We start from the raw sequence: 12937 nt of genomic DNA, 5'->3' as shown, positions 1-12937 counted from the left end.
GCCCTAGCTCCTCTCCGCCAACAAGTACTGACGAATCGTCATCAACGCAATCATCGAGCAAAAGGCAATCGTCCACGTCAGCGCGCCAAGGTCCTCACCCTTCACGCCGCCCATGACCCAGAAAAACAGCCCACCGACGACCACAAAGATCGTCAATAGCACCCAACTCGCCGTGAGAAGTTTCGACGCCCACCCCTGCGTCTGATCATCAACCGGCACCAGCTCTTTGCCTACATGCATAGTTGTCCTACTTTCACTCAAGAACTGCAGTACGCACGTACTGCTAAAAAATGAGGATATCCTAATTATGGCGTTTACCTTGGAATATTTGCTTCTTTTCCCGCGGGCTTTACAAGGGAGAAAATTTGGCTATAATAAATGTCGAGCCTCCTGCCCACGGATTCCCCCCGAGTCCGGTTGAGCACTCAACACCCCCCCATTTTCGAGTGCGAGAGCGCAGGGGGTTCACTCTTTTTCTTTTCGTGGTTCCCGCACCAAATTCCTGGATTTTGGGAAGCGCCGTTGGCAAAAGCCCAGGTCGGGGGTCGGCCAGGTGGGAATGTGGTGCGTACACAGAGGCCCCAGTGCCAAGAGGCGCATGTTTGAATTCCGGCCTCCGCATTTCCGCAGGTCATAAATGTGCTAGATGTTATCGGTTGCGTCTTTTGGCACTGGCACGCCGAGATACGACACCAAATTCCCTGTTTTGGGAAGCGGCGTTGGCAAAAGCCCAGGTCGGGGGTCGGACAGGTGGGAATGTGGTGCGTACGCAGAGGCCTCAGTGCCAAGAGACGCATGTTTGAATTCCGGCCTCCGCATTTCCGCAGGTCATAAATGTGCTAGAGGTTATCGGTTGCGTCCTTTGGCACTGGCACGCCGAGATACGACACCAAATCCCGGAATTTTGGAAGCGGCGTCGGCAAAAGACCAGGTCGTTGAGACTGCGTGAGGGAATTTGGTGCGCGGGGAGGGGCGGGTTCGGGCATGGGGGTGTCGGTGGGTACACTGCTGGCGTAATCACAACCCCTAAGAAGGAGCCCTTTCCTATGCGTCACCACGCCGTAGCCGCAACGTTGTTGACCGCAACACTGCTGGTCACCGGGTGTACCGCCGAAAACTCAGCAGAAAACTCAGCAGAAAACACAGCCGAGCAGACGACCCAAACAACGCAGGAGGACACGACCCGCCTGCTCACGGACATCGACGGCACAGACGTGCGGGTGCCGAAGCAGGTGACGCGGTTGGCGGACACGTGGGACGTGAATAACCAGTTCGTGCTGATGCTTGGTGGCGGGGACACCCTGGTGGCCACCACTGAGGAAGCGAAGCGGCTGCCGTGGCTGACGAAGATCTACCCGCACGTGACTGAGCTGCCGACGCCGGCGTCGGGAACTCGGCTCAACGTGGAAGAGCTGAAAGAGATCAACCCCGAAATGCTCCTAACCTCCTCGAAGGAACAGGTCGAGGCGGCACGTGCGCAGGGGATCCCGGCGGCGAGGGTCGACTTTGATGACTTTGAGCAGCTGATGAAGTCCGTGCGCATTACGGCGAACGCGCTGGGCACCGAGGAGGCCGACCAGAAGGCGACCGAGTACGTGACCTACATGGAGCGCAACCTGAAGATGGTCGCGGACCGCCTGGGCGGCATGCCGGGGGAGAAGAAGCCGAAGGTGCTGCACATCGTTGGCGGGGAGGACGTCACGCAGGCGGACGGGCCGGACTCCCTGGTGGGGGAGTGGATTGCAGCGACGGGGGCTCGCAATGTGATCGAGGAGGTTGTGGACGTCACGACCGTCACCCCGCAAGACATTGTCGACGCCGCTCCGGACTTCATCATCGTGGGCGGTACTGAGGCGCAGCAGGGCGTCGACAAGCTGGTGCAGGACCCTGCGCTGGCGAACGTGCCTGCGGTGAAGCAGAGCAACGTGGTGAAGAACCCGGTGGGGACGTCGAACTGGGGCCGCTACTCGGCGGAGGAAGCGCTGCAGCTGCTGTGGGCAGCGAAGCTGTTCCACCCGGAGAAGTTTGAGGACGTCGACCTGGTTGCTGAGACGCAACAATTCTACTCAACGTTCTACGGATACGAGCTGAGCACCGAGGACGCGCAGCGGATCCTGGACGGCGAGGGCCCGGCGGCTTAAAAAAATTCTAAGAAGGCAAAGAAAAACCCGGCACCTCGTGTTCTAGGTGCCGGGTCTCTGCTTCGAATTTCTCTACTTGGGACTATACGGAACCAGCTGCGAAAAGGGGAATACCCGTGAGAAAATCGGCCTAAACTTTAAAGACAGGGGACAACGAAGGTTTCTTAACTTTCTCTTAATTTCGCGCTGACCTTGGGGTATTCCAAATAGAAAAAAGTTTGAAAAACGGGGACACGTCACGCAGTTCAGCCCCGTACGGGGGGAGGATGTAACGGGGGTAGCGGGAGTGTGACTCGCGACATAGCGAGTATGGGCTTGTGATTCCAGATGGTAGGTTAAGGGAGTACCTTATCCCCACTACGGAACGTTCGGCACGTACCTGCCGATGGAGGACCACATGGCATCAGTAACTTACGACAACGCAACGCGCATCTACCCGGGTGCGACCACACCGAGTGTCGACAAACTCAACCTTGAAATCGCGGACGGGGAGTTCCTCGTCCTCGTCGGCCCGTCCGGCTCCGGTAAGTCGACCGCGCTGCGCATGCTCGCCGGTCTCGAGGACACCAATGAAGGCCACATCCGCATCGGCGACCGCGACGTCACCCACGTCAGCCCGAAGGACCGCGACATCGCGATGGTCTTCCAGAACTACGCCCTGTACCCGCACATGACCGTGCGCGAGAACATGGGCTTCGCGCTGAAGATCGCCGGCATGGACAAGGCCGAGATCGACAAGCGAGTGGAAGAGGCTGCAAAGACCCTCGACCTGACCCAGTACCTCGACCGCAAGCCGAAGGCACTGTCCGGTGGTCAGCGCCAGCGCGTGGCTATGGGCCGCGCCATCGTGCGCAAGCCACAGGTCTTCCTTATGGACGAGCCACTGTCCAACCTGGACGCGAAGCTGCGTGTGCAGACCCGTACCCAGATCGCGAACCTGCAGCGCCGCATGGGCGTAACCACGCTGTACGTCACCCACGACCAGACGGAAGCCCTCACCATGGGCGACCGCATCGCCGTCCTGAACTTCGGCGTCCTGCAGCAGGTCGGCACCCCGCGTGAGCTCTACGATCACCCGAACAACGTCTTCGTCGCAGGCTTCATCGGCTCCCCGGCCATGAACCTGTCCACCTTCGACGTTGACCTGAACGAAAAGGTGGCCAAGCTCGGCCGCGCCTCCATCCCACTTTCCGACGAGCACATCTCCCACCTCACCGTGGAAGACGACGGCCAGGTCATCCTCGGCTTCCGCCCAGAGTCCCTGCAGGTCGTCGACGAGACCGCGAAGCACTCCATCCCGGTCGAGATCGACTTCGTGGAAGAGCTCGGCTCCGACTCCTACCTGTACGGCCACCTCGCAGGCGGCGGCTGGAAGGAAGAGGGCCTCGAGGAGGAGACCTCCGGCCAGATCGTGGTGCGCACCGCGCCGCTGTCCGGCATCATGAAGGGCGACGTCGTCCACGTCCAGATCGTTGACGGTGGGCTCCACGTATTTAGCAAGGCAACCGGCCAGCGGATCTAAGGACACACATTGCGCGAGAAACTCAGCGTTGTCTCGCCCGTCTACGCACCGACGTTGCTGAAAATGCCGTGGGCGCAGCCACTCGAGGACTGGTCCTCCGACCTCCTCGCGGCGCTGCCCCGCGGCATTTCGCGACACACGGTGCGCCTCATCGAAGCCGACGGGCTAGTTTTCGCAGTCAAGGAAATCGGCGGGGAAGTCGCCTACCACGAGTACAACATGCTCCGGAGGCTCCAAGAGCTCGACGCCCCCTGCGTCGTCCCCGTGGCCGTCATCACGCACCGCGTCGACGAAAACGGAGAGGAACTCACCCCCTGCCTGGTCACAGAGCACCTGCGGTTCTCACTCCCGTACCGCGACGTGTTCTCCCGCGACATCACCGTCGACACCATCAACAAGCTGGTGCGCGCCCTCGCGGTGTTGCTGGTGCGCCTGCACCTGCTCCACTTCTACTGGGGCGACGTCTCACTGTCCAACACCCTGTTCCGCCGCGACGCCGACCAGTTCTCCGCCTACCTCGTCGACGCCGAAACCGGCGAATTCCACGACCCCATCTCCGACGGACGACGCCTCTACGACGTCGACGTCGCCCGTGTCAACATCATCGGCGAGATGATGGACCTGCAGGCAGGCGGCTACCTCAGCGAGGACGTCGACGTGATCACCCTTGGCAACGATATCGCCTCCACCTACAACGAACTGTGGGACCTGATGACAGGGGAGCTCATCGTCGAAGGTGATGCGTTCGGGGCGATCGCTGGGCGCGTCGCAAAGATTAATGAGCTGGGCTTCGACGTCGGCGAAGTCGAGATCGAACACGACGGGGAAGACACCTACCGGGTGATCATCGAGCCCGCCGTGTTCTCCACAGGCTTCTACCAGAAAAAGCTGCTGCGACTCACCGGGCTGGAGGTGCAGGACCGGCAGGCACAGCGCCTCCTCGGCGAGATGGAGGTCTACCGCGCCGTGCGCTACGGCGGCAAGCTCCCCCTCGAAGCCGTCGCGCACCGCTGGATGGTGAAGAACTACGAACCCATCGTGGAACTCATCCCGCCGCAGCTGCGCGAGAAGCTCGAACCCGCGCAGATTTTCCACGAAATCCTGGATCACCGCTGGTTCATGAGCCAAAACGACCAACGCTACGTCACCTTGGCCGAGGCGGCGCAGTCCTATTTCGATCATGTGCTGCCGGGGCATCCGGACGAAGCAATCGTCTATAAATTACCCCCGGAGATGTGACGCGGGCCATAATGTTTGCCGTGCTCCATAAATGGTCACTATGCTGAGGTAGTACCTTATAACGCGCCGTGAACCGCATCGGGTAACGCTGGCAAGGAGCACGGCTACACATGAAGGATGGCCCATGAAGAAATTCACGCGAGCTTTTGCCTCAACCGCTGTCGCAGCACTGGCAGCATCCGCCCTCGTCGCCTGTGGCGGCGGTGGCGACACCGAAGGTCCGAACGTCTACTTCCTCAACTTCAAGCCTGAGCAGGACGCGACCTACCAAGCAATCGCCGAAGAGTACACCGCAGAAACTGGCGTCCCAGTCAAGGTCGTCACCGCGGCATCCGGCAACTACGAGCAGACCCTGCGCACCGAGGTCGGCAAGTCCGACGCTCCGACGCTCTTCCAGATGAACGGCCCAACCGGCTTCAAGACCTGGAAGGACTACACCGCAGACCTGTCCGACTTCTCCCTCGCGCAGGACCTCAACGAGGACGTCACCCCGCTCACCGCGGAAGACGGCACCGTGCGCGGCATCCCGTTCGCAGTTGAAGGCTTCGGCATCATCTACAACGAGGACATCACCGATAAGTACTTCGCACTGCCAAACCCGGCAGTCGCCTCCATGGACGAAGTCAAGAACTTCGAATCCCTGAAGAAGCTCGCCGAAGACATGCAGTCGAAGAAGGACGAGCTTGGCATCGACGGCACCTTCGCCTCCACCTCCCTCACCAGCGGTGAGGACTGGCGCTGGCAGACCCACCTGGCCAACGGCCCAATGCACTACGAGTTCGAGGACCTCGGCACCACCGACGCAGAGGACGTCACCTTCAAGTACAACAAGGAGTTCAAGAACCTCTTTGACCTGTACCTGAACAACTCCACCGTCGCGCCGACCCTGGCACCGTCCAAGGCAGTCTCCGACTCCATGGCAGAGTTCGCACTCGGCCAGGCAGCCTTCGTCCAGAACGGTAACTGGGCATGGTCGCAGATCGCCGACGTGAACGGCAACGTCGTGAAGGAAGACAAGATCAAGTTCCTCCCGATGTACATGGGCCTCCCAGATGAGGAGAAGACCGGCATCAACGTCGGCACCGAGAACTACCTCGCCATCAACGCCAAGGCCCCAGAAGAGGACCAGCAGGCCACCAAGGACTTCCTGAACTGGCTGTTCACCTCCGAGGCAGGCAAGAAGCACGTCATCGAGGACCTCGGCTTCATCGCGCCGTTCAAGAACTACACGGAGACCGACGTCCCGGCAGACCCACTGGCACGCCAGGTGCAGGAGGCAATCTCCAACACCGAGCTGACCACCCTGCCATGGGACTTCCAGTTCTTCCCATCCCAGCAATTCAAGGATGACTTCGGCGGCAACCTCGCCCAGTACGCATCCGGCAACATGGAGTGGGCAGACGTCGTCGCTAAGTTCAGCGAGGACTGGAAGGCCGAAAAGGGCTCCAACTAAGCACTGAACATGTTGTAAACCAGAGCGCGGGGTGTGCGAACAGCGCACTCCGCGCTTTTTATTCCCCAGATAGGCACCACAAATGCAGCAATCACTGAAGAAATATTTCCCAATCTTCGTACTGCCGACGCTGCTTGCGTTCTTGATCGCCTTCCTTGCCCCATTCGTCATTGGTTTCCTGCTGTCATTCACCAGCTTCCACACCATCACCGACGCAACCTGGGTAGGAGTCGACAACTACGTCCAAGCGTTCCAAGCACGAGAAGGCTTCGTCCGAGCGTTCGGATTCACCGCCCTCGTTTCCATCGTTTCCATCATCACCGTCAACGTCTTCGCGTTTGCAATCGCTTGGACACTGACACGGAAACTCAAAGGCACCAACTTCTTCCGTACCGTATTCTTCATGCCGAACCTCATCGGCGGCATCGTCCTCGGCTACACATGGCAGTCCATGATCAACGCCGTGCTCGCCCAATACGGCACCACGATCGTCTCCGACTGGAAGTACGGCTACCTCGGCCTGGTCATCCTCATTAACTGGCAGCTCGTCGGCTACATGATGATCATCTACATCGCCGGCTTGCAGAACGTGCCACCAGAGCTCATCGAAGCAGCAGAACTCGACGGCGTCTCCAAGTGGGAAATGCTCCGCCACGTGACCATCCCAATGATCATGCCGTCCATCACCATCTGCCTCTTCCTGACCCTGTCCAACACCTTCAAACTCTTCGACCAGAACCTCGCGCTCACCAACGGTGCACCAGGCGGCGCAACCGAAATGGTCGCCCTGAACATTGTCAACACGATGTTCCTGCGCAACAACGTCGAGGGCGTCGGCCAAGCAAAGGCCGTCATCTTCGTCGTAGTGGTCGTCGTCATCGCAATGTTCCAGCTGCGCGCAACACGCAGCAAGGAAGTGGAGGCATAACCCATGGCAACCAAAACAAAGGCACCCGTCACCGCCTCCGAGGCGAGCGTCAGCGGCCCAGCCAAAGTACTCATCTACGCGGTGCTGGTGTTCCTCACCGTGGTCTTCCTCGGACCAATCGTGTTCATCTTTCTGAACTCCTTCAAACAGAAGTTCGCAATCTCCAACAACCCATTCGCCCTCCCGCTCGGCGACATGTGGGCCGGACTCGAAAACTACATCACCGGCGTCCAAGGCGAAGGCTTCGCGTGGGCCATCGTGTGGTCATTTACCATCACGATCCTCTCCGTCGCCTCCATCGTCTTCTTCTCCTCGATGACGGCCTACTACATCACCCGCGTGAAAACGTGGTGGACGTCCACGCTGTACTACCTGTTCGTGTTCTCCATGGTCATCCCGTTCCAGATGGTGATGTTCCCAACCGTCACCATCGCCGACCGCCTCGGCCTGGCCAACCCGCTCGGCATGGTGGTGCTCTACACCGGCTTCGGTGCAGGCCTATCCGTCTTCATGTTCGCCGGCTTCGTCAAGTCAATCCCACTCGAGATTGAAGAAGCAGCAACCATCGACGGCTGCAGCCCACTGCAAACGTTCTTCCGCGTCGTCCTCCCGATGCTCAAGCCAACCGCAGTGACCGTCGCCATCCTCAACGCAATGTGGGTCTGGAACGACTACCTGCTGCCATACCTCGTCATCGGCCTATCCACCCCATACCGCACCATCCCAGTGGTCATCCAGCAGTTCGTTGGATCCCAGGGCAACCGCGACATGGGCGCAATGATGGCAATGCTCGTGCTCGCCATCGTCCCGATCATCATCTTCTACATGTCTTCCCAGAAGCACATCGTAGAAGGTGTCGCAGCTGGCGCCGTGAAGGGATAACATTCTGGCGTGAGCCTTTTCAATCCCGATTCCCGATTTATGTCCGCCTTCACCTTGATGGCGGACATTGTCATTGTCAACATGCTTTTCGTCCTGTCCAGCCTGCCCATCGTGACGGGCGGCATGGCGATCCGCGCCGCGAACGTCGTCACCGGATACATGGTCGAAGGCCGCGGCTCCCGCTACGGGCTGCACTACCTCCGCGAGTTCCGCTACGGCGGCGGCAAATTCGGCGGCGCCTCCACGCAGTGGTGGGGGATCCTCGTCGCCATCGCCCTCGGCGTCATCTACCAACAGTGGGTCATCTTCCAAGCAAGTATCGACGGCCACCTCCTCAACCTCACGCAAGGACTCACCCTGTCCGGCATCCTCATCATCGCCGGCATCAGCGTGTGGTTCTTCGCCCTCCAGGCGCAGCTGGACCTCCAGACAACCCCAGAAGGGCAGCAAAAAGCGCCCCTGGGCGAAACCCTGGGGCGCTCCGTGATCCTCACGTTCCAGCAACTGCCACGCACCCTCGGCGCACTCCTGTGCATCGGGGCGGCGGCATCCCTGCCGCTGTGGACCTCAGTTGCCGTGTGGATCCCCGCCTACTTCTTTTTGGTGCCGGCGCTCACGCTGTTTCTTGTGCAGCTGCTCGTCGCGGCACCGCTCGGGCGGGGGCTCGCTAACGACTAGGCGTCCTGCGCCTGAATCTCCTTAGCGCGTTCCATATCCTGCGTGACGATCTTGCCCTTCGCGAAACGGTTCACAATCATCGCGATCGCGCCGTCACCGGTCACGTTCGCCGCGGTACCGAAGGAGTCAACCACAATGTAAGCGGCGATCATCAGGGAGATCATCGACTCGTCGAAGCCCAGGTTCGCCTGCAGCAGGCCAACCGCGGCCATGATCGCGCCACCAGGCACGCCCGGCGCAGCAATCATCATGATGCCGAGCAGCAGCACGAAGCCGACGACCGCGCCACCGGTGATCGGCAGCTGCGCCATGAACACAATCGCCAGGGCGTAGAGCGTAATCTTCATCATCGAACCAGACAGGTGAATCGTCGCGCACAGCGGCACGATGAAGCCCGCCACGTTCTCGTCCACCTTGTTCTTCAGGGTGGACTGGTAGGTGACCGGAATCGTCGCCGCGGAGGACGACGTACCCAGCGCCGTGAAGTACGCCGGCAGCATGTTCTTCAGCGCCGTGAACGGGTTCTGACCCGCCACAGCACCAGCGATCAGGTACTGGCCCAGCACGATCACGATCGTCATGCCGACCGAGAGCAGCAGCACCACGCCGAACGCGGCCATCGTCGAACCGAAGTTCTCGTTCATAGCCAGGTTCAGGAACGTACCGAAAATGAACAGCGGCAGCAGCGGAATGACGAAGCTCTGGACCACCTTCATAATCACGTCACGCAGCTCGTTGAGCACCTCGTGCATCGTGCGGGACTTCACCGTGGTCATCGCGATACCAATCACGAACGCGAGCAGCAACGCCGACATCACCTCAAACGGTGCAGGCATTTCCACCTCGAAGAACGGCGACAGGCCGCCCTCGGAGGGGTCGTCGATATCTGTACGCAGCTGCGTACCAGCCAGCAAGGTTGGGTAGAGTGCTGAAGCCACACCCCAGGCAATCAGGCCGGAAATGATCGTGGATCCGTAGGCGACCCCGGCCGTGATACCCAACCACTTACCCGCGCCCTTGCCCAGGCCCGCAATCGCGGGGGCGATCAGGGAGAAGATGAGGATTGGGACGAAGAATCCCAGGAAGTTCGAGAACAGGCCGTTGAACGTCACGAAGACGCGCGCGAGCCAGTCAGGAAAGAAAAAACTGCACAGAAAGCCGGCGACGATCGCCACGACAATCCAGAAGAGCAGCGAGCTCAACACTTTCGATTTCATTGTTGCACCTTTAATACGAGGCGATGGACAGATCCACAGGCGAAAAACCTGTGATGGTTATGCTATACGGTATGTTGCTTGCACAGAGCCCTAATGGGCCATTTTCTGACACAAGTTCCATAAATACTATCATTGGGATACTCCTTATAGTATTCACTGTGGCACTTCTCATACCAGGCGTCCTCGCGACCGCCGGGAAGCTGCCCGGCAACGGTGTGATCGGGCTGCGTGTCCCGGAAGTTCGCAAGCACGAGTCCACTTGGCGCCAAGCACACCGCGTCACCGGCCCCTTCTGGGTGCTCGCCGCAGTCGCCTTCGCCATCGGCGCCGCCTTTGCATTTATTGCATACGGCTGGATGTGGATTCTCGTCGCCGTGGCGGTCATCGCCGGGTTCGTGAGCATCTCCGTCGGCGGCAACTTCGGGGCCCGCGCCGCCGCGCTTGTCGACGCCGCCCTGGACGCCTCAGACTCAGACTCCTCAGACGAGCCCGCCGTGGACCTCGGCGCACTGCGTAAGGCCGCCGGGAAGGCGGACGAACAGCAGTAGGCGCTTTATATTCACGCTTTGCGCTGGGTGTTTGACGGTTTTGCTCCCCGCGCCCGATCTTTCCGCTAGCTTTGCAGCTATGACTTTCACGACTCAGAAGAACTGGTGGTGGCTCCCCAACACGGCGAGCCGCCTTCTCTAGCAACTTCTCGAGTCCCAGCAACGGCCCGCCGGCTTGTAACCACAAGCACCGCGGGCCGTTTGCTTTGGCTCACACGCCCTCGGTGTACCAACACACGAAGGACGACCATGAGCACACACACCACCCGCCGCGTGAAGTACCACGCGGACGCCGCCAGCCTCTTCGCGCACCTCGGCGGCACCACGAATCAGGACACCGTCCTGCTTGAATCCGCCGACATCACCACCCGCTCCGGTATCCAATCGGTCGCGGTGCTGCGGGCCGCGGTGCGCGTCACCTGCTCGGGCAGCCATGTACACGTCGAGCCGCTGACCGCCTTCGGGCGCACGGTGGCTGCTCAACTGCGGGAGCAGCTGGGGGAGTACCACGTCGGCGAGAACGTCTACGCGTTTCCGCCTGTTGCCGCTGCTGTTGTTGCGGACGAGCGCGCTCGCCTCACCGCCACCTCCACCGTCGAAGTGTTGCGTGCGCTCCGCCGCTTCGGGTTCCTCGCAGGCGGCTTCGCCTACGACTACCTCGAAACCTTCGAGGCGCTTCCCGACGTCGCCGACGGCGCCAACACCTACCCCGACTACCAGTTCGTCCTCGCCGAAGTGCTGCTGCGCATCGACCACCAATCACAGACCGCAACGCTCAGCGGTATTGGGATTGACGCGCTCGCCGAGCGTATCGACGCCGCTTCGCCCACACCATTACGTTCCTCGGAGGAGGCCGGCGGCACCCTGGTTGCTCGCGCCGACATCCCCGACGCCACGTTCTGCGCCGACGTCGAACGCCTCAAGGAGCACATCTACAACGGGGACATCTACCAAGTCGTGCCCGCCCGCAGCTTCGTCACCGACTGCCCGGATGCGTTCGCCGCTTACCTCCAACTGCGCGCAACTAATCCTTCGCCGTACATGTTTTACCAAAGGGGCGTCGATAAGCATGGTGAGTCTTTCGAGCTGTTCGGCGCCTCGCCTGAGTCCAACCTGAAGTACAGCAACGCCGACCGCGAAGTGCAGCTGTACCCGATCGCGGGGACGCGGCCGCGCGGGCTCGCCGAGGACGGGACGGTCGACCACGAGCTGGACAAGCGGATGGAGCTGCAGCTGCGCACCGACGCCAAAGAAGTCGCCGAGCACACCATGCTCGTGGACCTCGCGCGCAACGACGTCGCCCGCGTTGCGGAGCCCGGCACACGGAGGGTCGCGGAGTTGCTGCAGGTAGACCGGTATTCGCGCGTCATGCACCTCGTGTCCCGGGTCACCGCGCGGCTGGCAGGGGACCTCGACGCGCTCGACGCGTACCGGGCGTGCATGAACATGGGCACGCTCACCGGAGCGCCGAAGCTGCGCGCCACCTCGCTGATCCGCTCGCTCGAGGGTGCGCGTCGCGGGTCCTACGGAGGAGCAGTCGGCTACCTGGACAGCAACGGCGACTTTGACACCTGCATCGTGATCCGTTCCGCGTACGTGACGGGCGGTCGAGCCACTGTGCAGGCCGGCGCCGGGGTGGTGCGCGACTCCAACCCGCAATCCGAGGCCGACGAGACGCTACACAAGGCGTACGCGGTACTCAACGCCATCGCGCTGGCCGCCGGCGCAGAACTGGAGGTAATCAAATGATCGTGCTGCTGGATAACCAGGACTCGTTCGTTTACAACTTGGTGGACGCGCTTGCTGAGTATGAATCAGTAGTGTTCCGCAACACTGTTGATGCGGACTCAATACTGGCGCTAGATCCTTCTCTGATCGTGCTCTCACCCGGCCCCGGATACCCGGCCGACGCCGGCTGCATGCCCGAGCTGATCCGCCGGGCGCAGGGCAGCGTGCCAATGCTCGGCATCTGCCTCGGGTACCAGGCCCTCGTGGAACACTTCGGCGGCACCGTCCAGCCCTGCGGTCCCGTACATGGGGTCTCGGACACCATGAGACTAACCTCGGAGGGCCTTGCGTCCGGACTATTCGACGGCATGACCGGCCAGCTCAGGCGCGACGTGCCGGTCGCGCGCTACCACTCGCTCGGGGCAGTGTCGCTGCCTGCAGAGATGCACGCGCTGGCCCGGACCGGGGACATCGTCATGGCCGCCGCAACCGACGACGGCATGTCCATCGGACTGCAATTCCACCCCGAATCGATCCTCACACCCGCAGGCCCGACGATGCTGCGCCGGTGCGTCAATAAGCTGAAGAAAGGAAACTAACC

The 12937-nt window shown here is 61.0% G+C and carries 12 protein-coding genes; 10 read left to right on the top strand and 2 right to left on the bottom strand.

Annotation, left to right across the window (positions count from 1 at the left end):
- Positions 1–3: 3 nt before the first annotated feature.
- Positions 4–240 carry a hypothetical protein gene (locus KBX14_RS09000; protein ID WP_071573698.1) on the bottom strand — a complete coding sequence of 79 codons (237 nt, stop codon included), beginning with the start codon at positions 238–240 and terminating at the stop codon, positions 4–6.
- Positions 241–1046: 806 nt separating this feature from the next.
- On the opposite strand from KBX14_RS09000, the gene KBX14_RS08995 reads away from it, so the two are divergent.
- The 7 genes from KBX14_RS08995 to KBX14_RS08965 all read left to right on the top strand — a co-directional run bounded on the left by KBX14_RS08995 (position 1047) and on the right by KBX14_RS08965 (position 8843).
- Positions 1047–2141 (top strand): ABC transporter substrate-binding protein, encoded by a 1095-nt coding sequence (locus KBX14_RS08995; protein WP_256042366.1) that lies wholly within the window; start codon positions 1047–1049, stop codon positions 2139–2141.
- Between the two features lie 397 nt (positions 2142–2538).
- On the top strand, positions 2539–3663 hold the full coding sequence (locus KBX14_RS08990; RefSeq protein WP_256008433.1) for an ABC transporter ATP-binding protein: 1125 nt from the start codon (positions 2539–2541) through the stop codon (positions 3661–3663).
- A gap of 9 nt (positions 3664–3672) precedes the next feature.
- Complete coding sequence (locus KBX14_RS08985) at positions 3673–4902, top strand: DUF4032 domain-containing protein (RefSeq protein WP_070478637.1); 1230 nt, start codon at positions 3673–3675, stop codon at positions 4900–4902.
- A 124-nt stretch (positions 4903–5026) separates the two neighbouring features.
- Positions 5027–6355, top strand: a complete 1329-nt coding sequence (locus tag KBX14_RS08980) for an ABC transporter substrate-binding protein (protein WP_256042365.1) — start codon at positions 5027–5029, stop codon at positions 6353–6355.
- 82 nt (positions 6356–6437) lie between these two features.
- Entirely contained in the window at positions 6438–7283 is an 846-nt protein-coding gene (locus tag KBX14_RS08975; protein WP_070361626.1) for a carbohydrate ABC transporter permease, read from the top strand.
- Positions 7284–7286: 3 nt separating this feature from the next.
- Complete coding sequence (locus KBX14_RS08970) at positions 7287–8165, top strand: carbohydrate ABC transporter permease (protein ID WP_252931888.1); 879 nt, start codon at positions 7287–7289, stop codon at positions 8163–8165.
- A 9-nt stretch (positions 8166–8174) separates the two neighbouring features.
- Positions 8175–8843, top strand: a complete 669-nt coding sequence (locus KBX14_RS08965) for a hypothetical protein (protein ID WP_256021820.1) — start codon at positions 8175–8177, stop codon at positions 8841–8843.
- Here the strand turns inward: KBX14_RS08965 and KBX14_RS08960 are convergent.
- Positions 8840–10060, bottom strand: a complete 1221-nt coding sequence (locus KBX14_RS08960) for a dicarboxylate/amino acid:cation symporter (protein ID WP_070975436.1) — start codon at positions 10058–10060, stop codon at positions 8840–8842. The genes KBX14_RS08965 and KBX14_RS08960 overlap by 4 nt on opposite strands.
- Before the next feature lie 158 nt (positions 10061–10218).
- Between KBX14_RS08960 and KBX14_RS08955 the strand changes: the two genes are divergently transcribed.
- From KBX14_RS08955 to KBX14_RS08945, 3 genes are all read left to right on the top strand, one after another.
- Positions 10219–10608, top strand: coding sequence for an SdpI family protein (locus KBX14_RS08955; protein WP_256042364.1), 390 nt, complete (start codon positions 10219–10221; stop codon positions 10606–10608).
- Positions 10609–10857: 249 nt separating this feature from the next.
- Complete coding sequence (locus KBX14_RS08950) at positions 10858–12357, top strand: anthranilate synthase component 1 (RefSeq protein ID WP_256042362.1); 1500 nt, start codon at positions 10858–10860, stop codon at positions 12355–12357.
- Complete coding sequence (locus KBX14_RS08945; protein WP_256042361.1) at positions 12354–12935, top strand: gamma-glutamyl-gamma-aminobutyrate hydrolase family protein; 582 nt, start codon at positions 12354–12356, stop codon at positions 12933–12935. The genes KBX14_RS08950 and KBX14_RS08945 overlap by 4 nt, the downstream gene beginning before the upstream one ends.
- Positions 12936–12937 lie beyond the last annotated feature (2 nt).

The organism is Corynebacterium sp. CCUG 61414 (genome assembly GCF_024453945.1).
Classification (GTDB): domain Bacteria; phylum Actinomycetota; class Actinomycetes; order Mycobacteriales; family Mycobacteriaceae; genus Corynebacterium; species Corynebacterium pseudogenitalium.
Note: the sequence above shows the minus strand (reverse complement) of the source record. Positions and strands in the feature narration are given on the sequence as shown.